The 21,492-nt window shown below is 63.2% G+C and carries 22 protein-coding genes and 1 pseudogene; 14 read left to right on the forward strand and 9 right to left on the reverse strand.

All coding sequences use genetic code 11. The annotated features are described in order from the left end of the window. The first annotated feature begins 57 nt into the window (after positions 1-57). The gene (locus AC3WMR_RS22940) at positions 58-1,620 is read left to right on the forward strand and encodes a fumarate hydratase (RefSeq protein ID WP_492265095.1); all 1,563 of its coding nucleotides are present in this window, start codon (positions 58-60) and stop codon (positions 1,618-1,620) included. On the opposite strand, the gene AC3WMR_RS22945 is transcribed toward AC3WMR_RS22940, so the two are convergent. Beyond that, complete coding sequence (locus AC3WMR_RS22945; protein ID WP_492265094.1) at positions 1,601-2,428, reverse strand: LuxR C-terminal-related transcriptional regulator; 828 nt, start codon at positions 2,426-2,428, stop codon at positions 1,601-1,603. The two genes, AC3WMR_RS22940 and AC3WMR_RS22945, sit on opposite strands and share 20 nt — an antisense overlap. 95 nt (positions 2,429-2,523) lie before the next feature. On the opposite strand from AC3WMR_RS22945, the gene AC3WMR_RS22950 reads away from it, so the two are divergent. The 5 genes from AC3WMR_RS22950 (at position 2,524) to AC3WMR_RS22970 (ending at position 7,090) form a co-directional block, all read left to right on the forward strand. Further along, positions 2,524-4,239 carry an FAD-dependent monooxygenase gene (locus AC3WMR_RS22950; protein ID WP_492265093.1) on the forward strand — a complete coding sequence of 572 codons (1,716 nt, stop codon included), beginning with the start codon at positions 2,524-2,526 and terminating at the stop codon, positions 4,237-4,239. Continuing rightward, on the forward strand, positions 4,236-4,439 hold the full coding sequence (locus AC3WMR_RS22955; RefSeq protein ID WP_492265092.1) for a hypothetical protein: 204 nt from the start codon (positions 4,236-4,238) through the stop codon (positions 4,437-4,439). Before AC3WMR_RS22950 ends, AC3WMR_RS22955 begins: the two co-directional genes overlap by 4 nt. 100 nt (positions 4,440-4,539) lie before the next feature. Further along, positions 4,540-5,523: a Bug family tripartite tricarboxylate transporter substrate binding protein gene (locus AC3WMR_RS22960; protein WP_492265091.1), complete on the forward strand. Its 984-nt coding sequence runs from the start codon at positions 4,540-4,542 to the stop codon at positions 5,521-5,523. An 8-nt stretch (positions 5,524-5,531) separates the two neighbouring features. Beyond that, entirely contained in the window at positions 5,532-6,071 is a 540-nt protein-coding gene (locus AC3WMR_RS22965) for a VOC family protein (RefSeq protein WP_492265090.1), read from the forward strand. Then, positions 6,068-7,090 carry a fumarylacetoacetate hydrolase family protein gene (locus AC3WMR_RS22970; protein ID WP_492265089.1) on the forward strand — a complete coding sequence of 341 codons (1,023 nt, stop codon included), beginning with the start codon at positions 6,068-6,070 and terminating at the stop codon, positions 7,088-7,090. The genes AC3WMR_RS22965 and AC3WMR_RS22970 overlap by 4 nt, the downstream gene beginning before the upstream one ends. 10 nt (positions 7,091-7,100) lie before the next feature. Here AC3WMR_RS22970 and AC3WMR_RS22975 read toward each other — a convergent pair whose 3' ends face one another. The 3 genes from AC3WMR_RS22975 to AC3WMR_RS22985 form a co-directional block, all read right to left on the reverse strand. Further along, positions 7,101-7,877 carry an SDR family oxidoreductase gene (locus AC3WMR_RS22975; protein WP_492265088.1) on the reverse strand — a complete coding sequence of 259 codons (777 nt, stop codon included), beginning with the start codon at positions 7,875-7,877 and terminating at the stop codon, positions 7,101-7,103. A 76-nt stretch (positions 7,878-7,953) separates the two neighbouring features. After that, on the reverse strand, positions 7,954-8,868 hold the full coding sequence (locus tag AC3WMR_RS22980) for a beta-keto acid cleavage family enzyme (RefSeq protein ID WP_492265087.1): 915 nt from the start codon (positions 8,866-8,868) through the stop codon (positions 7,954-7,956). Positions 8,869-8,904: 36 nt separating this feature from the next. After that, positions 8,905-10,128: an ABC transporter substrate-binding protein gene (locus tag AC3WMR_RS22985; RefSeq protein ID WP_492265086.1), complete on the reverse strand. Its 1,224-nt coding sequence runs from the start codon at positions 10,126-10,128 to the stop codon at positions 8,905-8,907. 218 nt (positions 10,129-10,346) lie between these two features. Here AC3WMR_RS22985 and AC3WMR_RS22990 point away from each other — a divergent pair, with 218 nt between their 5' ends. Next, complete coding sequence (locus AC3WMR_RS22990) at positions 10,347-11,138, forward strand: Crp/Fnr family transcriptional regulator (protein ID WP_492265085.1); 792 nt, start codon at positions 10,347-10,349, stop codon at positions 11,136-11,138. A gap of 39 nt (positions 11,139-11,177) precedes the next feature. Here the strand turns inward: AC3WMR_RS22990 and AC3WMR_RS22995 are convergent, their stop codons facing one another. Beyond that, positions 11,178-12,419 carry a type II toxin-antitoxin system HipA family toxin gene (locus AC3WMR_RS22995; RefSeq protein WP_492265084.1) on the reverse strand — a complete coding sequence of 414 codons (1,242 nt, stop codon included), beginning with the start codon at positions 12,417-12,419 and terminating at the stop codon, positions 11,178-11,180. Beyond that, positions 12,419-12,832, reverse strand: coding sequence for a helix-turn-helix domain-containing protein (locus AC3WMR_RS23000; RefSeq protein ID WP_492265083.1), 414 nt, complete (start codon positions 12,830-12,832; stop codon positions 12,419-12,421). Before AC3WMR_RS23000 ends, AC3WMR_RS22995 begins: the two co-directional genes overlap by 1 nt. A gap of 550 nt (positions 12,833-13,382) precedes the next feature. On the opposite strand from AC3WMR_RS23000, the gene AC3WMR_RS23005 reads away from it, so the two are divergent. Continuing rightward, the gene (locus AC3WMR_RS23005; protein ID WP_492265082.1) at positions 13,383-14,183 is read left to right on the forward strand and encodes a PoNe immunity protein domain-containing protein; all 801 of its coding nucleotides are present in this window, start codon (positions 13,383-13,385) and stop codon (positions 14,181-14,183) included. Between the two features lie 69 nt (positions 14,184-14,252). Here the strand turns inward: AC3WMR_RS23005 and AC3WMR_RS23010 are convergent, their stop codons facing one another. The 3 genes from AC3WMR_RS23010 to AC3WMR_RS23020 all read right to left on the reverse strand — a co-directional run bounded on the left by AC3WMR_RS23010 (position 14,253) and on the right by AC3WMR_RS23020 (position 17,413). Next, a complete protein-coding gene (locus tag AC3WMR_RS23010) occupies positions 14,253-14,933 on the reverse strand; it encodes an RraA family protein (protein ID WP_492265081.1) in 681 nt (226 codons plus the stop codon). A 289-nt stretch (positions 14,934-15,222) separates the two neighbouring features. Then, the gene (locus tag AC3WMR_RS23015) at positions 15,223-16,281 is read right to left on the reverse strand and encodes an RNA methyltransferase (protein WP_492265080.1); all 1,059 of its coding nucleotides are present in this window, start codon (positions 16,279-16,281) and stop codon (positions 15,223-15,225) included. A 76-nt stretch (positions 16,282-16,357) separates the two neighbouring features. Continuing rightward, the gene (locus AC3WMR_RS23020) at positions 16,358-17,413 is read right to left on the reverse strand and encodes a DUF72 domain-containing protein (RefSeq protein WP_492265079.1); all 1,056 of its coding nucleotides are present in this window, start codon (positions 17,411-17,413) and stop codon (positions 16,358-16,360) included. Between the two features lie 410 nt (positions 17,414-17,823). On the opposite strand from AC3WMR_RS23020, the gene AC3WMR_RS23025 reads away from it, so the two are divergent. From AC3WMR_RS23025 to AC3WMR_RS23050, 6 genes and pseudogenes are all read left to right on the forward strand, one after another. Further along, positions 17,824-18,054, forward strand: a complete 231-nt coding sequence (locus AC3WMR_RS23025; protein ID WP_492265078.1) for a hypothetical protein — start codon at positions 17,824-17,826, stop codon at positions 18,052-18,054. A gap of 3 nt (positions 18,055-18,057) precedes the next feature. After that, entirely contained in the window at positions 18,058-18,513 is a 456-nt protein-coding gene (locus AC3WMR_RS23030; RefSeq protein WP_492265077.1) for an immunity 26/phosphotriesterase HocA family protein, read from the forward strand. Positions 18,514-18,559: 46 nt separating this feature from the next. Continuing rightward, positions 18,560-18,943, forward strand: a pseudogene (locus AC3WMR_RS23035) (RHS repeat-associated core domain-containing protein); the annotation flags it as partial. 14 nt (positions 18,944-18,957) lie between these two features. Next, entirely contained in the window at positions 18,958-19,770 is an 813-nt protein-coding gene (locus AC3WMR_RS23040; protein WP_492265076.1) for an RHS repeat-associated core domain-containing protein, read from the forward strand. Between the two features lie 178 nt (positions 19,771-19,948). Further along, complete coding sequence (locus tag AC3WMR_RS23045; protein WP_492265075.1) at positions 19,949-20,380, forward strand: hypothetical protein; 432 nt, start codon at positions 19,949-19,951, stop codon at positions 20,378-20,380. A 110-nt stretch (positions 20,381-20,490) separates the two neighbouring features. Beyond that, positions 20,491-20,835, forward strand: a complete 345-nt coding sequence (locus tag AC3WMR_RS23050; protein WP_492265074.1) for an RHS domain-containing protein — start codon at positions 20,491-20,493, stop codon at positions 20,833-20,835. Positions 20,836-21,492 lie beyond the last annotated feature (657 nt).

Genomic DNA, 21,492 nt, shown 5'->3' on the forward strand with positions numbered 1-21,492 from the left:
GCGCCGCCGCTCGGCATCGCGGCGGCGCACCCCCCCTTGTCACCCATTCCTGCACCCATGACCGCCTGCATCCGCCAACAAGACCTGGTCGATTCCGTCGCCCACGCCCTGCAATACATCAGCCACTATCACAGCCCCGACTACCTCGCGCACCTGGCCGCCGCCTACCGCCGCGAGGCCAGCGCGCCCGCCCGCGACGCCATGGCCCAGATACTGGCCAGCTCGCGCCTGGCCGCCATCGGCCGGCGCCCCCTCTGCCAGGACACCGGCATCGTCAATGTCTTCCTGAACGTCGGCATGGACGTGCGCTGGACAGGTTTCACCGGCAATCTGGAAGACGCCGTCAATGAAGGTGTGCGCCGCGCCTATCTGGACGCCGACAATCCGCTGCGGGCATCGGTGGTGGCCGACCCGCTGTTTGGCCGCCCCAATACCCGCGACAACACGCCCGCCGTCATCAGCATGCGGATCGTGCCCGGCGCAACGCTGGAAGTCATCGTCGCCGCCAAAGGCGGCGGATCGGAGAACAAGGCGCGGCTGGCCATGCTGAACCCGGGCGACAGCGTGGTGGACTGGGTGCTGGCGCAGGTGCCGACGCTGGGCGCGGGCTGGTGTCCGCCCGGCATGCTGGGCATCGGCGTGGGCGGCACCGCGGAAAAGGCCGTGCTGCTCGCCAAGGAAAGCCTGATGCAGCCGCTGGACATGCATACGCTGCAGGAACGCGCCGCACGCGGCGACGCGCTCGCCCCCGAAGACGCCCTGCGGGTGGAGCTGCATGCACGCGTCAACGCGCTGGGCATCGGCGCGCAAGGCCTGGGCGGCCTGACGACGGTGCTGGACGTCAAGCTCAAGACCTACCCCACGCACGCCGCCGCCAAACCCGTCGCCCTGATCCCCAACTGCGCCGCCACCCGTCACGCCCGCTTCGTGCTGGACGGCAGCGGCCCCGTGCACCTGGAGCCTCCGTCGCTGGATCTCTGGCCCGACCTGGGCGATGCCGCGCTGCCGCAGGCCGGCCGACGCGTGCACCTGGACACGCTCACCCGGGAAGAGGTCGCCACCTGGCGCGCGGGCGACACCTTGCTGCTGACCGGCCGCATGCTGACCGGTCGCGACGCCGCGCACCAGCGCATCCGCGAACGGCTCGCCCAGGGCCTGCCTCTGCCCGCCGACTTCCGCAACCGTATCATCTACTACGTCGGGCCGGTGGACGCGGTACGGGACGAGGCCGTCGGCCCCGCCGGCCCCACCACCTCCACCCGCATGGATGGCTATACCGACATGATGCTGGCGCACACCGGCCTGATCGCCATGATCGGCAAGGCCGAACGCGGCCCCGATGCCGTCGCCGCCATCCAGCGGCACCGGGCGGCCTACCTGATCGCCGTGGGCGGCGCGGCGGTTCTCGTGTCCCGAGCCATCCGCCACGCCCGCGTCGTGGCCTTCGAAGACCTGGGCATGGAAGCCATTTACGAATTTGACGTGGTCGACATGCCGGTGACGGTGGCAGTCGATGCGGAAGGCGGGAACCTGCACGTTGCAGGCCCGGCGCAATGGCGTCTTGCGCCCGGGCAACCCATCCGCCTGGGCGGCCGCGAGATCAGGCTTTCCGGGGCTTGATGGCGCCGGCGCGCGCCGGCGCTCGCCTGGGCATGCCCGCGCCCACCAGCGCCAACAGTTCCTGGTGGTTGCGCACGCCCAGATGCTGGAACGCGCGGTAGCGATAGGTCAACGCCGTCGTGTCCGACACCCCCATCTCGCGCGCCGCTTGCTTGGTCGTCAGCCCTTCCAGCACATGCGTCACGATCTGCCGCTCGCGGCCCGACAACTGTTCCATGAGCCGCGCCTGTGGCGCATGGTCTGCCGGTGAACGCCGCGTCACCTGCACGTGGCGCATGACCGCGGTGGCGATCAACGGCGCATGCAGCGCCAGGCGTTCGATGTCCTGCGGCAGGAACGCCGGATACGCCAGATTGCGGTACAGGCTGACCGACACCCGATAGCCGTCGGCGAACACCGCCAGCAGCGACAGCCGCTCACGAATGCCCGGGTCGCCATAGCAGACGCGGCGGTAGTGCTCATCGGCCACATCCTCTGCTTGCTGCAGACCGATCCACAACTGCGTCGCCTTGCCCGGCTTGCGCCGCGACAGCCACACCATGTTGGAGTCCTTGCGGTCGAACCCCAGCCGCATGTATTGAACGGCGGTCAGGGTCGCCACCTCGCCAATGGCGCTGGCGCTGGACACGGCCTGCACCCGGCCGCTGCTGCGCAGTGCGAACACCGTGCAGTGGCTGGCTGGAAACATGCCGCCCAGCGCCCGCAGCACCTGCGCGGCAAAGTCGTCGGCGCCGATCGCGTCCATCAAGGCCGCCGCCACCGCAAACGCGGCAGCGGGCGTGTCCTGCACCACCGGCAGCAATTTCATGACGGGTATTCCTGTCCTGATTAATTAGGACAAATTATCGATTCCAAGACGCCAGAATATACCCAGAGACAACGCCATAAGAACAGGACATCCGCATGCCGCTTGAACGAATCGGCCCCTTCCACTATTCACGCTATGCACCATCGCTGCCGCCCCGGGATGCGAACGGCGCCGACGCCCAACGCCATCGCGTCATGATTGCCGGCGGCGGCCCCGTCGGCCTGGCCGTGGCGCTGGGCCTGGCCCGGCGCGGCATCGACAGCGTCGTCATCGAGGCCGACGACTCGGTCTGCGAAGGCAGCCGCGCCGCCTGCATCTCGCGGCGCAGCCTGGAGATCATGGACCGGCTGGGCGTGGCGTCCGCCTTTCTGGGCAAGGGCCTGCCCTGGGCGCGCGGCCGCAGCTATTACGGCACCGACGAGGTCCTGGTGTTCGAGATGCCCACCCGCGCGGACGATCGTTTTCCGCCCATGATCAATCTGCAGCAGTACTACATCGAACAGTTCCTGCTCGACGCCATCGCAGCCGTCAACGCGCAGCATCCCGGCCGCGTCCACATCCGCTGGGCCAGCAAGATCACCGCCTGCACGCCCGCCGCCGACGGCGTGGCCGTGCGCATCGACAACGCGCTGGGCAGCTACGCCGCTCAGGCCGACTGGCTGGTGGCGTGCGATGGCGGGCAGAGCTTCATCCGGTCCAGCCTGGGCCTGAAACTGGCAGGCACCGGCTACCAGGGCCGCTACGCCATCGTCGACATCGAACTGGCCAGCGGCTACCCCACCGAACGCCGCGCCTGGTTCGACCCGCCCTGGGCCCGCGGCACCACCATCCTCATGCACCGCCAACCTGACGACATCTGGCGCGTCGACTTCCAGCTCGCCGGCAGCGTGGATGCCGCCCAGGCCATGCAGCCCGAGCAGATTCAACGCTTCGTGCAGACGCACCTGGACGCCATCGGCGAAGGCCACCTGCCCTGGACCCCGGTCTGGTCGTCCGTCTACCGCGCCGGCGCCATGACGCTGGACGCCTACCGCCACGGCCGCGTCCTGTTCGCCGGCAACGCCGCGCACGCCATGCCCATCTTCGGCGTGCGCGGCCTGAACTCCGGCTTCGACGACGCCGACAACCTGGCGTGGAAGCTGGCTGCGGTGCTGCAACGCAAGGGCAGCGATGCCCTGCTGGACCGCTACAGCGCCGAACGCCTGCACGCCTTCCACGTCAACGCCGAGAACGCCATGCGCAGCACCGAATTCATGTCGCCGCCCAACCGGGGCTTTGACCTGATGCGCGAGGCTTGCCTGTCGCTGGCCGCGCACCACCCCGGCATCGCGCGGCTGATCAATCCGCGCCAGACGCATGCGATCACGTATGCCGAATGCCCCGTGCCGCAAGCGATGGCCGATGTGCCGGAAGGCACGAACGGCCCGCCGCTCGACACCACAGCGAACGCAACCCCGTACTCCCCTGGCGCGCCCTTGGTCGACGGCCGCCTGCCTGACGGGCGCTACCTGACCGAACGGCTGAGGCCCGACGGCTTCACCCTGTTGGCATTCGGCCCCTGGCCGCAAGCCGACGCCCTTGAAACACAAACGCAAGCGCCCGACTGGCCCTGGCTGCCGTGTCACGTGGTGACGTTGGCGCCCGATGCCAACCTGGCCCGGTGCTTCGGCTTACCGCAAGAAGCCCTGGCCGGCATGGCCTTCCTGATACGCCCCGATGGCCATCACAGCGCCCATTGGCCTGCACCCGACCTGCCTGACGTACTGACCGCCCTCGCACACGCCTGCGGCGCCCAAGGAGCCCTGCAATGACCTACGACGCCGCCGTCCAAGACCGTCTCTACGCCCGCTGCAGCAACGCCATCGCCAGCGCCGGGCGCGAACGCGAATCCCTGTTCCTGGCCCGCCTGGCGCTGCTGCTGTTCGAGCAGGTGCAGGACGAACAGCGCTGCCTGGACGCCATCGAGCAGGCGCTGCAAGACCTGCCGCTGCCGTCACTGTCGGCCGGCTGACGCCGCCTGCCCCCGCCCGACCGGCACCTCGTCGGCGTTTTCTGCCTCGATCCCCAAGACAGGCCAAGAAGCCTGCCCCGCCCCCCCAATGGAGACAACCTTGAACCGAAGAACATTCATGGCCGCGGCCCTGGCCGTCGCCGCCGCCCAGTGGGCCGTTGCCACGCCCGTGCAAGCCCAGTCCGCCTACCCCGACCAACTCATCAAATGGGTCGTGCCCTACCCGGCTGGCGGCGGCACCGACACCCTGGCGCGCACCCTGGCCGAGAGCATCCGCCCCGGCCTGGGCCAACGCATCATCATCGACAACCGGCCCGGCGCCGCCACCAATATCGGCGCCGAGCAGGTCGCCCACGCCAAACCCGACGGCTACACCCTGATGTCCGCCGACAACGGCGTGCTGGCGTTCAACGAACACCTGTTCAAGAAGCTGCCCTACCGCCCCGCCGACGACTTCACCTACATCGGCGCGATCGGCAGATTCCCCCTGGTGCTGGTCGCCAGCCCCGCCTTTCCCGTCGCGGACTTCGCCCAGTTCCTGGCCTATGTGCGCGCCCGGCCCGGCCAGGTCGACTACGCCTCGGTCGGCAATGGCTCACCGCATCACCTGGCCATGGCCCTGTTCCAGAGCAAGACCGGCACCACGCTCACCCACGTGCCCTACCGAGGCGCCGCCCCCGCCATGCAGGACGTCATGGGCGGCCAGGTGCCCGTCATGTTCCTGGACCTGGCCTCCGGCCTGCAGATCATCAAGTCCGGCAAGGTGCGCCCGCTGGCCATCGGCTCGGCCACGCGTTCCCCGCTACTGCCCGATGTGCCCACCCTGGCCGAAGTGGGCGTTGCCGACGTCGAGGTCTTTGCCTTCCAGGGCTTGCTGGGGCCGGCGGGCCTGCCCGCCCCCATCGTCGCCACGCTCAATCGGGCGTTGAACCAGGCCCTGGCCGACCCGGCCGTGCTGAACCGCTTCACCGAATTCGGCTTTGAACCGCTACCCGGCACGCCCGATGCCTTCAAGCAGCTGGCCCGGGCGGAATCCGCCCGCTGGGGCGAGGTCATCCGCGCCAACCACATCTCACTGGATTGAGGATCGCCATGAACATGCCATCTGCCCGCCCCGTCCAGGGCCTGCACCACTTTGCCTGGCGCTGCCGCAACGCCGAAGCAACGCGGCGCTTCTACGAAGACCTGCTGGGGCTGCCGCTGGTGCACGTCATCAAGAACGACCACGTGCCCAGCACCGGCGAATACTGCCCCTACGTGCACATCTTCTTTCGCATGCGCAACGGCGGCTGCATCGCCTTCTTCGACCTGGGCGACGACACCGCCGCCTTGCCGTCCGCCAATACCCCCGCCTGGGTCAACCACATCGCCCTCGCCCTGGAGAGCCGAGACGACCTGCACGCCATGAAGGCCAGATTGGAGGCGCACGGCGTCGCCGTCGTCGGCGTCACCGACCACGACGGCTTCATCGAATCGATCTATTTCTTCGACCCCAATGGGTTGCGGCTGGAACTCACCGTCGAAGTCGCCGCCCAGGCCGTTGTCGACGGCTACGCTCGCGAGGCGCGCAGCCTGCTCGACCGCTGGACCACCCGCCAACGCCCTGTCACCCCCCACCAGAACCGCCCATGACCCACCCTGCCCCCCAACTGCGCCTGGCCACTCGCAAGAACGGCACACGTGATGGCGAACTGATGCTCGTCAGTCCGGCAGGCGACCGCTGGATCAGCGCCGGCCCCGGCGCGCCCACGCTGCAAGCCCTGCTGGACAACTGGACCACGCTGGCGCCCGCACTCGACCGCCGCCAGGCCGCCCGCGATGCCAGCGCCTGGACCGCGGCCAGCGCCTTCGACCCCGCGCAATGCATGGCGCCGCTGCCCCGCGCCTACCAATGGGCCGACGCGTCCGTCTACCGCAACCACGCCCGCCTGATCTACCAATGGCGCCAGGAACCCATTCCCCCGCGCTATGAAGACGAGCCCCTGGTCTACCAGGGCGGGTCCGACATCCTGCTGGGCCCGCAAGACCCCATCATCGCCACCGACGAAAATCACCTGATCGATCTGGAAGCCGAAATCGCCGTCATCACCCGCGACGTCCCGCTGGGCGCGACCGCCGCGCAGGCGGCCGACCTGATCGCGCTGGTCGTGTTGCTCAATGATGTCTCGCTGCGCGGACTGATCCCGTCCGAGCTGGCCAAGGGCTTCGGCTTCTACCAAAGCAAGCCGGCCACCAGCTTCGCCCCCATTGCCGTCACGCCCGCCGCATTGGGCAGCGCCTGGCACGACCATATGCTGGATCTGCCCGTACGCATCGACGTCAACGGCGCCCGCTTCGGCGAGCCCAACGCCAGCAGCGAAGTCGTCTTCAATTTTGCGCAGATCATCGAACACCTGGCCCGCACACGCGGCCTGGTCGCGGGCAGCATCGTCGGCGCCGGCACCATCAGCAACGCCGACCCGGCCTCAGGCAGCGCCTGCATTACCGAAGCCCGCGTGCGCGCGCAGCTGGAGGGCGCCCGCGAAGATCAACTGCCGCCCTACCTGCGCCACGGCGACCGGGTGCGGATCTTTGCGCGCGGGCCGGATGGCGCCATGCCGTTCGGGGCGATTGATCAGGTAGTGGACGTCTGCGCTTTTAGGAAGCCCTGATCGGGCGAGGTCACCCCAGATACTCCACGTTCCCGCACACCGAAATGCTCTGCCCGCTGATCATCGCCCCCTCGTCCGAGCACAGAAACGCCACTTGATTGGCCACGTCCTCGGGCTGCGTCATGCGGCGCAGCGACACCTTGTCGACGAGCCGCATGCGCATCTCGTCCTGGCTGACGCCGCCCGCCTCGGCGCGGGCGGCGATGATGCGTTCGACCCGCTCGCCCGCCACCACGCCCGGCAGCACGGAATTGACGCGGATGTTGTCGGGCCCCAGTTCCATGGCCCAGGTCTGCGTCAGCCCCGCCAGGCCGAACTTGGTGGCGCTGTAGGGCGTGCGCAACGAGAACCCCAGGCGGCCCGCCACCGACGAAATATTGACGATGGCGCCGCCGCCCGCTTCCCGCAGCAATGGCACCGCGCTGCGCGAGCACAGGAACGTGCCGGTCAGGTTCACGTCCAGCGTCTTCTGCCAGGTATCCAGCGCAATCGCTTCCAGGCGGCAGGTAGGGCCGGCCACGCCCGCGTTGTTCACCAGCGCATCCAGCCGGCCCCAGCGCCTGGTCAGGTCCGCGAACATGGCCAGCACCTCGGCTTCGCGCGACACGTCCGTCACGCTGGCGCTCAGCCGCGGCGACAGCGTAGCCGCCGCTTTTACGGCCGCCTCGTCCACGTCGCAGATATGCACGTCCGCACCGGCCGCCAGGAATTTCTTCGCAATCGCCAGGCCAATGCCCTGCGCCCCCGCCGTCACCAGTACCCGCCTGCCCTTCAAGGATTCACTCATGTTGTTCTGCCGGTAAGAGAATAAAAACCGGCGCGATCATCGACCGCGCCGCCTGCTTGCAATAACGCTCCGCCCGTCAGCAGGCGAACCGGGGCCGCACGCCGCCGCGGCGCGGCAGGCCCATGATCTCGCGCGCTTCGGTCGGCGTGGCAGGTTCCATGTCCATCTCGCGGATGATGCGCACGATGCGTTCCACCAATTGCACATTGGTGGCCAGCTCGCCATGGCGGTAATACAGATTGTCTTCCAGCCCCACGCGCGCATGCCCGCCCAGCAGCAACGCGCTGATATTGGCTTCCAGCTGCGACGGCCCGATGCCGCTCACGCAGAACACGCTGTCCTTGGGCAGCATGTCGACCATCATCTGCAGGTAGCGCGGCGAAAACGGCATCGCGTTCTGGAAATTGCGGTGCACGTTCATCACCAGGTTCACGAAGGGCGGCCCGTCGTCCAGGCCTTCGTTGATCAGCGTCGTCGCGTCCTGCAGGATGTGGGTCGGACTGAAGACCTCCCATTCGGGCTTGATGCCGCGCGCCTTCATGCCCGCCGCCAGCTCGCGGGCCTTCGTCAACGGCGTGTTCATCAGGTATTCGTGGTCGCCGAACGCCAGGTTCAGCGTCGTGGCATCCAGCGTGCACATCTCGGCGCCCGCATCCATGCCCTTGAGCCGCTCTTCCCACACGATCTCCCACATGCCCGGATAGCTTTCCCGCACCATGTCGCCATGCACGCCACCGCCCGTGGAATTGTTCAGCACGATGTCGCAGCGTTCGCGAATGCGCTGGTTCATGTCCAGGTAGATGCCCGCATCGCACGTCGCCTGGTCGTCCGGGCGGCGCGCATGCAGCGCCACCACGCTGGCGCCCGCGTTGTAGCAACGGTAGACGTCGTCGGCAATCTCGGCAGGTTGCGTCGGCAGGTGCGGATTCTGGGTCTTGAAGGCCATGCCCCCCGTCGGGGCAATGGTCACGATCACTTTACGTTTCGCCATGAAGATTCTCTTTCAAGCTGGGTGGGCCAATGCCATTCATTTCCACAGTGCGCAGCGCGTCTCGTCCTTTTTGGTAAAGGCCTCGTTGCCGTCGATGGTCTGCACCACGTCGAAGTAGTCCCACGGTTCCTTGGACTGCTCCGGCGTCTTCACCTGCAGCAAATACATGTCGTGCACCACCCGGCCATCAGGCCGCACCACGCCGTCCTTGATGTACAGGTCGTTCAGCTTGGTCTCGCGCAGATAGGCCAGCACGCGGTCGGCGTCATCCGTGCCCGTGGCCTTGACCGCGCGCAGGTATTGCAGCGCCGCCGAGTAGTCAGCCGCCTGCAACGACGACGGCATTGCCTTGCGGGCCTCGAAGAACTTCTGGCTCCAGGCGCGAGTCTCTTCCGACGCGTTCCAGTACCAGCTGTCGGTCAGGTACATGCCCTGCGTGGCCGGCAGGCCCATCGCATGGATGTCGTTGATGAACATGATCAGTCCCGCCAGGCGCATCGTCTTGGTGACGCCGAACTCGTTCGCGGCCTTGATCGCATTGGTGGCATCGGCCCCGGCGTTCGCCAGCGCCAGGATATCGGCCTTGCTGCTTTGCGCCTGCAACAGAAACGACGAGAAGTCCGCCGACGACAACGGGTGCTTCACCGACCCCACCACCGTGCCGCCGCCCGCTTCCACCACCTTCGTCGTGTCCGCCTGCAACGCATGCCCAAAGGCGTAGTCGGCCGTCAGGAAATACCACTTCTTGCCGCCCGCCTTCACCACCGCCGCCCCGGTGCCGCGCGCCAGCGCTACCGTGTCGTAGGCGTAGTTCAGCGTATAGGGCGTGCATTGTTCGTTGGTCAGCGCCGGGGCGCCGGCGCCCACCACGATGATCGGCTTCTTCTTGTCGGCCGCCACCTTCGACATCGCCAAGGCCGTGCTGGAATTGGTGCCGCCGATCAGCATGTCCAGGCCCTTCTGGTCAAACCACTCACGAGCCTTGGCCGACGCCACGTCCGCCTTGTTCTGGTGGTCTGCCACCAGCAGCTCGATCTTCTTGCCGTTGATCTCGCCGCCCATCTCCTGGATGGCCATCTTGATGGCTTCCACCCCACCCGGACCGTCCGGCCCGGAATACACGCCCGACAGGTCCGTAATGAAGCCGATCCGGATCACATCGTCGGAATACTGGGCCTGCGCGACCGGGGCATTCAGCAGCGAGACCACGGCCCCGCAGGCGACGGCAGCACGGCAGACCGCCTGTTGCATTGACAACATCGTTATCTCCTCTTATGGTTTTTGGGCTCTTGCGGCCAAGAGCCTGTCACGACTGCGCCTCGCGCCTTGATACGCGTTCATTGGGTACGCAGGCTACTTTTGGTGTCGACAGGCCCTGGCCTATTCTGCGTCCCGCCCGGGATGTGAACAGTCATCACAGTGACAGATCGCCCTAGGGTTTACCTGAGCGATATCGCTTCAAAAAATAAGGGATGGATATGCGTGGATCGCCCGCCGGCAGCGCCAACGCGCAGGCCACCGCCAACGAGTCGCCCGCCGGGAAGCGCCGCCCCGCGACCTGCCCCGTCGATCGCATGCTGGACGTCGTGCCCTGGTACAAGGGCCTGCCCGCACTGGAACGCAGCGTGGTCCGGTCCGAACTGCGCACCGTGTCGCTGGCCGCCGGCGAATACCTGTTTCGCTCGGGCTCGCGCTCGCCCGGCTGGTATGGCGTGGTGGCCGGCCTGGTGAAATGGTCGTCCCGCGGCCCCGACGGCCGGTCCCTGTCGCTGGCCGGCTTCAGCACCGGCAGCTGGTTCGGCGAAGCCACCATGATCCGCCGCGAGCAATTCGAATACGAAGTCGTCGCCCTGCGCCCCAGCCAGATCGTCATCCTGCCGCGCGACACCTGCGAACGCCTGTGGAACAACAACATCGAATTCACCAAGGTGCTGATGATGCACCTGGCGCAGCGGGTCAATTGGCTGATGGCCTGCTACACGGGCAACGTGCTGCTGGACGTGGACACCACCGTGGCCCGCGCGGTGGCTGCCCAGTGCGATGCCGAGCAGCATTCCGGCTTTGATGGGCGGCTGAAGATCTCGCAGGAAGAGATCGCCGCGCTGTGCGGGGTGTCACGGCAGCGCTGCAACGCCACGCTGACCCGGCTGGCGCGCGAAGGCGTGCTGCGCACGCACTACGGCGGATTGACGGTGCTGGATGCAGAAGCGTTGTATCGGTTTGCGAAAATCAGTCGAAAACCGGGCGGGTCCGGTGGGGCTGCAGGCTAGGAGTATTTGGTATTTTCCTGTGTCGCCCTCTCTACGGACTCAGGACTGCCGCCCGGCGATAAATGCCGGCTCGAAATCGACAAGGTCCGTGCCACGCATGCCCAAAGCCTTGGCGACATTGCGCCAGTTATCAACAGCCTGCGCTACCTCGGCCCAAATGGCTGCAGCTTCTTCAATATTCAGTCTGAAGTAGCGCGCGCCATCCATCAATGCCGCTCGACTGTCGATCGGCCCGGAATCCTCGGTCAACCAGGTCTTGCTCTCGCGGCGGTCACCCGGCATTGGATTGAGGTCGAATGCGGGCGACAGACGCCAACCGTAATGCCGCGCGTCATACAAAAAGCCGGTGTTACGCAAATGATCATCGGTATTGCAGATCAAAAAATTGAAGACCAGGCGGCGCCATAGCTGGTGAATGTCGGCAATGGGGTTGGCCCCGCCCTGCAGCAACACGTCTACCAGTTCGGTGTAGGCATGTGCCGCATCGCGGCCATCCGACTGCAGCATCGTCGCGGCCGAGAGGTAGGGAATCCGACCTCCATCGTCACTGCGATCAAAACGACGGATGATGGCAACGGCCGTTCCGTTGATCGACTCGACCCGCGCCTTCGCCACATTGATGCCGGCCTTGGCGGCAAGATGCATGGCGAGCACTTCGCCGCGAATGATGTCGCGCTGGTCCGCTTGGCTGGGAAACTTGCCCAAGGCCAAATGACCATCCGTATCTCGAACTGTCGACTTGGGGCGAGCGCCGCCCAATGAGGTGCCCTGCCCAAGCAGGTATTGCAGATCCAGTGCACTTTCCGTGCCAGCCTCCAGTGCACGGGCGGCTTGCACCACCTTGTCCAGCTCAATCAGCGGCGGTACGTGCCCATGCATTCCGCCGGTGCGCAAATAGGTTTGCGTTTCTGGATCAAAGAGACGCAACGCGCCCGCACGGGCTTCGTCGTCCACCCACATCAGGAAGTCGACCGCTTCAAGTGCCGGTGTCGCGCGATCCTGCTGACGCGCTTTGGCATGGGCACGCCGAATCACACGTTCGCCCCAGGAGTCTGGCGCGGTGTCTTCCAGCGCGCGAAAGAATACGTCTTGAGGATGTTGCACGCCCATGACGGGTAATAAGTCGGGCGACACCGCGAAGAAGCGCGCATCGCGCAACCAACGCTGTTCATAGCTGAACGCACTGCGTTTTCCGCTACCTAGATGCAGCTGCCCCACGAGCGTGCCACCCGCCCCCAGATGCACCTCCAGGTCTGGACGTTTGAATGCCTTGGCCGCCATCAGAACCCCTCCAGTTCCGCGGAATCATCCGCGACGTCTTCGCCGGCCTTGGCGGAACGAGCCGCACGGGGCTTGCTGCCACCAGAGGTCCGCACCCGTTGGGGCAACTGTTCCTTGGCCAACTCCATTCCTAGCACATCGTTCTCCATGGCCATCACCTCGGACACAGCATCCAGGCGGCCAAGCACGTGCAAGGCACGCAGAAATGTATGCAGTGCGGTGCCGGAATAGCCGTCCTCCATACGCCTGACGGTGCTGAGCGACGCGCCAATTCGCAGGGCCAGATCTTCCTGGCTAAGCCGGCGCATGCGGCGAGCCGTCGAGATATCTCGCCCGAGACGATGCAACGCGCGCTCGACTGGCCTGGGCAATGTTGCCTTAGGGGCGGCCCCCTTTTGATCGGTAGATGTCATGTCCGCACCTGCTCAGATATGAAGTAAAACGGCTGCTAACCATTCATATTTGAACACATAGACCGATAGCCATCAATCATTTCTCGTTAGTTAATACGTCATATATGAAATATTAATGATCATAAAAATTCATATTTGATAGCTTAATAAGATTTGTCAGTGAACCAGATATAGCTACGGCGGCGGCAACGCGTTGACCACCACGCTCGACGTCCAATCGACAACAACACCCGCGTGCGGTTCATCCCAACATCCTCCAATGACACAACCCATGCAGACGGCCAGGTTTCAGCTGGCAGACGCCATCCATAATGGCCGGGCCAAACGGGAGTTCGGAGTCACGCAACGAGTCATCTGCATTGCAGAGCAGAAATCTCTGCGCCAATCTCCCCAGAAATTCAGAATCTTCCAATTTCCCCCGCCCCCAGGATTGCGCATGATCCCCAAGACCGTTCATGGGTCTTCACCGCGAAACGACGGATCGAGGCCTGGACGACTGACACAGCGGCGATTCATAGCCGCCCCCTAGGCCGTCCACCAGGATCAATGCATGATCGACTTCAACAGTATTCGTCGTCAGAAGTCCCTCGACCAGCGCGCGTTCCTGAAAGAAGATCATTCCCTGCAATTAGACATTGCGCTTGCCTTCGAGTCGCTGGCGTCAGGCCACCCCAAGGCCCCGAACGCCCCTTCCGCCAACAGATGGACCGTCGCCTTCAAAAGCCTTGAATTACTGTTGCTGGGCTACACCGCAGGAAAGCCAATAGAAGAACTGCGGACCCAGCTGCCGACCGTCATTGCCCGCTTTGGAAACTACCTCGGCCAAGACGCCTCTCCTTCTCGCAAGCTCCCGCCCGAACACGTCGCCGATACGCTGGAAGTCACCCAGCTCGACAACTACGTTTACGTGTTCTGGCTGCTGGCCCTGTGCAAGTTGCTGCGACACGAAGCCCTGGTCCCCGAAGTCGTGCGCTGGGTCGACCAGTCCTGGGACGTCAACCGACGTCGCGACGCTTTGTTTGAAAACGTCGTGGCCGAGCTGACCGGCGTCCGCCTGGCAACCCCGCGCGTCATGCTGCATCCCGTCCCCTATCGTTCCCTGGGTCAAGTCACCATGGTTCCGCCCGATGAGCGCGTGGCCTGCATGCAGACCTTGCTGGACGAGTGGTACGACGGCATGGAACCGACTTACTGGCACGACTCGCATATCGACGACGTTCACTTCGGGTACTGGTGCCTGGAAGCCGCGCTGGTCACGGTGCTATGGTACGTCGACGACAGCAGTTATCGCGACCACCCCAACTATCCGCGCGACTTGGTTGACTGGTATCGTGCAAGCCATCTGGACTGATTCCAAATAACGAACCCGACTACATTTTTACCCGTCAATCAGCGCGCGGGCAGCCGCCCGGATTGGCCGTCAGAATTTTCCATGCCGCAGATACGCTTCCTGCGGATCCACCCCCTGCAGGATTGCCGTACGAACCAGGTTTTCCTTGCCCATGGCCTCTTCTGCCAGCCGTAACACGCGGTCAAGATGCACACGCGGAATGCGCACCACGCCGTCACGATCGCCAAACAGGTAATCGCCAGGACATATCCTGACCTCGCCGAGGGTGACCGGCACGTCAAAGGCGTACGGCAGCCAATAGCCCACCACATCGCGGGGCGTGTAATAGCGATGCCAGACCTGAAAACCGATGTCCAGGATGGATTGGGAATCTCGAATCCCGCCATCGGCGATCACGCCGCGTACCCCTTTGTACTTGAGCGTTTCGGCAGACAGTTCCCCCATGTGCGATACCGTGGAATCGTTGGGCTGTATCACCACGACATGCCCCGGCTTCGCCTTGGACAACAACCCGGTCCACCCCATCAACGTCTCGTGCCCATCGGCAGACGGATCGACACGGCCGGCCACGGTAAACGCCGGGCCCGCCATCTTTTGACCGGGTATCAATGGACGCAGCGTAGAAGGCAGCGTGAAATTGCGTAGCCCTTCGGCCCGCATCACATCGTGAAGAATCCCTGAATAGCATTTATCCAGGCGGTCCAGATAGGCGGCTTGCTGGTGTTCGGTGTCTTTTTCCGGCGTGCTCATTGTTGTCTCCTCCTCGGGGTTGCCATGGCCTTCACGGCGCAGCGCCGTTGCCTGTGGTGTGTCCAGTCCCAAGCGAGCCGACGGCGCATCACAACGCGAGATGCCAACCGCGTTCGCACGGGCAGAACTCCCCATGCTAGGGCGCGCGCGGCTGGCTAGAAATTGGAAAATTCTTAAAATGCGTCAGCGCGACCGCACCGGACGACCCGAAACATGCGGCTCGGGAAACGTCATTAAAGGACCGATTCGGGCCACATGGCGATCGCGCAGCCCAACGAGGGCAGGTGCTTTACGCGGCTTGCAGCCTGGCGCCACGCGGCCGCCGACGCAGTTCCACCACTTGCTCTGCCCCCACAGCTCGGGCACGCAACTGGCCACAACCCGCCTCGACGTCCTGCCCCGCGCTATTCCTTACCTTGGTCAGCACGCCGCGGCGATGCAGGACGCGAACAATCTCGCGAATGCGTTTGGGGTCGGGACGTTGGTAGTCGTCGCCTTCCAGGCTGTTGAAGGGAATGACGTTGAGCACGCCGAACTTGCCCTTGAGCAAGCGCTCAATGGCATCGAGTTCGTCGTCACCATCGTTCACGCCCTTGAGCAGCGTCCACTGGTACTGCACCGGATAACCCGTCTCGCGGGCATAGGTTTCACCCAGCTCGACCAGTTCTTCGGGCGTCATCTGCGGCGCGCGCGGCAAAAGATGACGGCGCAGGTCGGCCTTGGTCGTGTGCAGCGACAGCGCCAGTGCAGGCTTGACGCGTTGCCGGGGCAAGGCGTCAAACACGCGCCGGTCACCGACCGTGGAGAACACCAGATTCTTATGACCGATGTTGCCTTCCGTGCCAAGCAGGTCGATGGCCTCGAGCACATTGTCCAGGTTGTGCGCCGGTTCGCCCATGCCCATGAAGACCACTTTCCTCACCGCGCGCTGGCGTCGCGCCAACACAAACTGGGCCAGGATTTCCATGCTGGTGACCTGGCGGATCAGGCCGCTCTTGCCAGTCATACAGAACCGACAGCCCACCGCACAGCCGACCTGCGTGGAAACACAGAGCCCGTCGCGCGGCAGCAGCACGCTTTCCACCATCTGGCCATCGGCCAGGGCAAGAAGCAGGCGCGCGCCGTCGTTGCCGGCATGCTCGGAATGGACTCGCGCAAGGCCGTCCAGTTCCGACGCCAGGGCGGGAAGCGCATCCCGCAGCGCCAACGGCAGGTAATTGTCGAAACGCCGGCGCCAGGTATCCGTGTCGAACGCTTGCCCGCTCAGCCAGGCGCGCATGACCCGGCCGCGATGAGCCGGCTGGGCGCCGAGGGCGGCGAGGCGGGGGTGGAAGTCGGAGAAGCGCATGGGGACCGGATTTTACTCTGCTCGGTGCGGGCAGAATCAGTCGAAAGCCTATGGAAGTCAGCTTTAGAAGCCCCACCTACCCCGCAATGGCCTGGGCCAGCTGCAGGATGGACAACGGCGCGCACCCCTCGGCGTCGTTGCTGACCGTCACGTAGGCCGGCTGGCCCGCGCCCGTAATGCCGCGGACCGTACGCGCCAACACCATGCGAGTCGGAATGTCCTCGCTGAGAATGGCGTTGAACGGATCATGCTTCTTCTGCGCGGCGGCATAGCCATAGGGGCCGAAAACGCGGTTCAGGTTCCAGCGGCAGACCAGCGGCCCCGGCCATAGCGCGCGCAGCATCGGCAGCTGCGCTTCGATCGGCGGCATCTTGCCATGCAGCCCCAGGCAGAAAGTGGCCCCATGCGCCTTGAGCGTATCGACCAACGCCTGGCCCAGCAGCTCCGGGTCCCGCACTTCCACCGCCACGATCACGCCATCATGCGTGGACAAGGCCTCCCGGACCGCCGCCAGCATGCACCCCAGTTTCTCGAACAGCGATGCCGAGCGGCTCAGCCAGCCCAGCGGCAGCGGACTCAGCTGGAACACCAGGACGCCAAGCTTGGCGCCCAGGCCTTCGAGCGCCGGCCGCACGAAATCCTGGACAGCCAGCGACGGGTCGAGAAAGACCGGGTTGGCCTCGCGCGTCCTGCCTTCCTCGCCACGCACCTGGGCATCGGTAATGCTGGAGGGACATTTGACGACGAAACGGAAATCGTCATCGACCTGCCCCGCATAGCCGGCATACTGGCTCGCCGTCAGCGGTTGCCAGAACGTGCGGTCCACGCAGACCGTGCGCAAAAGCGGATGCCGATGATAGGCGCCAAGGCCGTGCCGGGACAGCGTACTCGAATCGTATTCGCCGTCCCAGACCAGCCCTTCCCAGCCGGGGTACGACCAGGTGGAAACGCCAAAGCGCAACGCTGCGGGCAACTGCTGCGCGAGCGCGCGCCATTCCTGCGCTGCCGGCGCAGGAAGCACTCTGGCCATGCTCCGGAGCGCGGAAAGGTCGGGATTGGCAGGAGACGCGACGTGCTGCGAGGCGTTGGCCGGCGGCACGGGTAGCGCATCTCCGAATAGATCGTCTTGCATGGTTGTCGTTCTTGCGCGGGGATGGGCTACAGGGTACTTGAAATAACGAACCAGACTACGTCATCGATTATTCCCTTCTCCCGCCTCGACATTTCTTATTGTTTTGTCCGAAGTCCATCTGCGGGACTGCATGCTCGCCAGATTGTCTTGGCATCCCCCTCGTGGTTTTTCTCCACCCGTCAGGCTGCGGGCCGTTTGTTGTGGTCCAACGCGGTCGTTTTCAGAATCTTCCAATTCTTGCTTGACTCGGCGACGTCTAGCATTGCGGGTCGAACTTTGAATACGTAGTCTGGTTCGATATTCAGTTAGGGCTTGCGAAGAAGACATACCAAACCTACACCAAGACTCACCCAACGACAGGAGAAGTGTATTCTGGACGGACGTGTGGCTGCGAATTGCCAGAAGACAATGTGGCAAAACGCGATGGCAATCATCACATTAAGGGATACGGTCCTGCTGTCCTCGATAAATCATCAGAAAATCCGATGGCCATTCGGGGTCGTGAGCAGCACCTTATTGATGCAAACGGAAAGGCCAAATCCGAAGGCGGAACATCAGGAAATGCGATTAATGGGATTTCACCCAAGAACAAAAAGAGAGATGGCTACTTAAATGCCGCAACTGATGAGTTTGGGAGTTAGCGAATGGCAAAAATAAATGTGCAGCCGGGGGATATTTTTCAAATATCGCTTGGAGACGATGGCTATGCGTTTGCCAGGATTCTTGAAAGTCCGCTGCTAGCTTTTTACGACCTGATTTCCCCGAGCACTCCATCTATAGAGGATATTTCTGGCTCGAACATTGCTTTTAAAGTTTGGGTCATGAAGAGTGCTTTTAAGTCCAAACTCTGGAAAAAAATAGGCCACCTTCCTCTGGAGGGAGACTTGGCAAGTTCCCCAGCCTTTTTTAAGGTAGATCCCATATCTAAAAGGCTTTCCATTTACCACAATGGTGTTGAAACTCCTGCGACGCGTCAGCAATGCGAAGGGCTGGAGCGTGCAGCAGTATGGGACCCAGAACACATCGAAGAGAGACTACGGGACCATTTTCGAGGAGTTTCAAACAAATGGGTTGAGTCATTGAAACTGCCAGCCCCTTAGATGAGATTGTGCGCCGCGCCAGACCGCTCACAGTAACCACCTGCTGGTGCGCAGCTACCGCTACGACGCCAGCGGCCAGCTCACCGACATCAACGACACCCGCCGCGGACAACTGGCCTACCGCTACGACCCGGTGGGCCGGCTGCTGGAGCCACAGAGCCGCCTGGGCCTGGAGACCTTCGCTTTCGACCCGGCCAGCAACCTCGTTTATCCGCAGGAGCAGCGCGAAGCCGACCGCCAGCACATGCCGCGCCCGAAGGCGCTGGACAACTTGCTCAAGCAATACGCCGGCACCCACTACCAGTACGACGCGCGCGGCAACCTGACCCAGCGCTGGCACAACGGCAAACAGAGCCGCTACACCTGGGACCTGTTCGACCGGCTCACCCGCTATGAGGACGAGCGCCTGGCCGTCAACTACACCTACGACGCCCTGGGGCGCGGTTGTCCAAGCACAGCCAGGCGCACTACCAGGAGCGCCGCGAAGCCGGGCCGCACTGGAACCGCGCCGAGCGTGTCAAGCACAACCGCGAACTGCACTGCGGTTTCACGCTGTACGGCTGGGATGGCGACAACCTGGCCTGGGAGAGCAAGATTGCTGATGAGGATGGCCTTGGCGCGCGCACCACGCACTACGTCTACGAGCCGGGCAGCCTCGTGCCGGTGGCGCAGGCGGTGCGTGAGGAAGCCATCGCGCTGCTCGATCAACCAGAATACGGTGACTACTACCGGCAGGACGAAGACCCGCTGTGGTTCCCGCCACCGCCAGCGCCGACCATTGATAGCCTGGCCTGGTACCAAACCGACCACCTGGGCACGCCGCAGGAACTGACGAACGAGCGGGGCGACATTGCCTGGGCCGCTGAATACCGCGCTTGGGGGGTGGTGAAAGAAGTACTCCGGAAGGCATCGGGTAAGGCACCAATCGATAACCCGATTCGTTTTCAGGGGCAGTACCATGACCACGAGGCGGGGCTGCATTACAACCGATATCGGTACTACGATCCGGAGTCGGGCAGATTCGTCAGCAAGGATCCGATTGGGTATGCGGGTGGGTTGAACGTTTTCGAGTATGTGTCGAATCCAATTGGTTGGATTGATCCACTCGGTCTTTCTGGTCGAAGGGAACCGAACCCCGCATTGAGGCTGAGAATAGCAAGGAAGGCTGGCAACACATTGATGAACGCCATATTAGTGGTACACACTCGGATGGTCCCGGGGATTTATTTGCTGCCGGCACCTCAAGAGATCAAATAAAAAAGGCGTGCGCGTGTTTGGTTAAAAAGGGAACGCGCATTGGTGATCCAGCGAGGCGGATACAGACCTATGAAAAGCGGGTGAAAGTAAATGGTCGAACTGATCGCGTGCGCGACGTATTTGACTCTCAAGACGACAACCGCACAATCACTATCTTCCCGATCAGGAGTGAGTAATCATGATTTTTTTCAGAGTATCTAGAGTTGGTGGTGGCGCCCCCTCCGGTTTTGATCTTGGTGACTTGGAAATTGATATCGACGAGACATCTGTTTCATCGAAAGAGAACCAGAAGTTTAGGATGATGATTTATTTGTCAATCATCTCCCTGATTGATGGATTACTATCAATAAAAAATGGTGGAGCATTTGAATTTGTCGCGACAGACTCATCCTTCTCGTTCACATTAAGGCATTCAAAAGAAATACTACTGCTGCAGTACCGTGGGCGGAAGATAGCAATTAGTAGTTATAGGCTGCTAGCGGAGAGCATTCAGCAGGGAGTGGACAAGTTTTTGAGTGAAGCCAATAAGCTGGCACCTAACGACTCCGTTCATGATGACTTTTCGTCTTCACTCCATTCCTTAGAGTCTTATTTGAAAATTAAGAAATAGTGCCTTGCCAGCCGCTACTACTGGGACCTATTCGACCTGCGGGTATCCTCGCAGATTGTGTCTGTACTCCAAGCTAAGGCTGGCATGACGTCTACGAGCCGGGCAGCTTCGTGCCGGTAGCGCAGGCGGTACGAGAAGAAGCCATCGCGCTGCTCGACCAGCCGGTGTATGGCGATTACTACCGGCAGGACGAAGACCCGCTGTGGTTCCCACCACCGCCGGCGCCGACCATCGACAGCCTGGCCTGGTACCAGACCAACCACCTGGGCACGCCGCAGGAACTGACGGACGAGCGGGGCGATATTGCCTGGGCAGCCGAATACCGGGCCTGGGGGGTGGTGAAAGAGTCGCTGCGGAAGGCATCGGGCAAGGCACCAATCGTTAACCCGATTCGTTTCCAGGGGCAGTACCATCAACAAAAAATGAACCAGACTACGTTTTCACACGATAGATAACGTAGCCTGGCTCATCATTCCAAACTGCGTTTTCAGGGGTATAAGAAATATCCAAGCACGGGCTACGCCGTACCGGCCTGGACAGCCCAGAGAACTTCTGGTGGGGTGGAAGAACTGCAGCCAGATGACACTGCTACTGCCCCCCCATCACTTCGCGCCAATGCGCTTTGACGCGCGGATCAAGCACATCTTCTCTGCTTAAATCCTTCCCGGTGGCTCCAGAAACTCGACGCCTGATTTCATTAATACAAAACTCGAATTGCGGCGCTTTGGGATCGGCTTTCTCGAAGAGGATTCACCACACCGAATTGGATAGAACGGCACCCATCGATCAAGTTGACCTCTGCCCTCAGCTAGCAGCGGATTGCCGAGCGACTGCCGAGGGAAGTAGCAGTACGCCGCCCCGCCGATTACGGTAGCGACCACAACGGTCGAGACGATCATCCAGAGATTACGCATTCAATCTTGCTCCAAGATGCCCGGTTCATGCTCCTGGACCACCAAGAAACGACAGGACCGGACCACGCGCCCATCGACGCTGCTCCCCAAGCAACAGGCATCCAGTCCATTGCTCAGGACTCAATCCGCCATCCTAGGACGCACCCAGGTCGGCAGGAATTGGATGATTCTGAAAATGCCGGGCGGACAGCAACGGAC

It is taken from the genome of Achromobacter sp. FW305-C-28, from assembly GCF_058783235.1.